This is a genomic window from Shigella sp. FC1967, assembly GCF_001743005.1.
Classification (GTDB): domain Bacteria; phylum Pseudomonadota; class Gammaproteobacteria; order Enterobacterales; family Enterobacteriaceae; genus Proteus.
Genome location: NZ_MIIZ01000140.1, coordinates 1 through 285, shown reverse-complemented (window position 1 = coordinate 285; position 285 = coordinate 1). Strand labels below are relative to the sequence as shown.

Here is a 285-nt window from a genome sequence, read left to right as displayed (position 1 = left end):
GCGCTCATTGATATAATGTTTTTATTTTAACATGTTAGGGCAATATATCAATTGAGTAATCATGATGATTTACTGGCGGAATTCCTCAGAAAGCGGCACAGTGTCAGTAAACTGGTCGTGCATCTGATCTTTACGACAAAGTATCGACGTAAGCTATTTGATGGACTGATGCTCGCTCAACTGCGTGATGCATTTGATTCCGCTGCGGCAAAACTTGAATGCGAAATTATTGAGATGGACGGAGAGCCTGACCATGTGCATCTGCTGGTTGCTTACCCGCCAAAA

The 285-nt window shown here is 42.8% G+C and carries 1 protein-coding gene; it reads left to right on the top strand.

Annotated elements, in window-relative coordinates; all coding sequences use genetic code 11:
- Window positions 1-51: 51 nt before the first annotated feature.
- The coding region (gene tnpA / locus BHE89_RS01300) for an IS200/IS605 family transposase (RefSeq protein ID WP_128860272.1) at window positions 52-285 on the top strand (234 nt) is incomplete at its 3' end.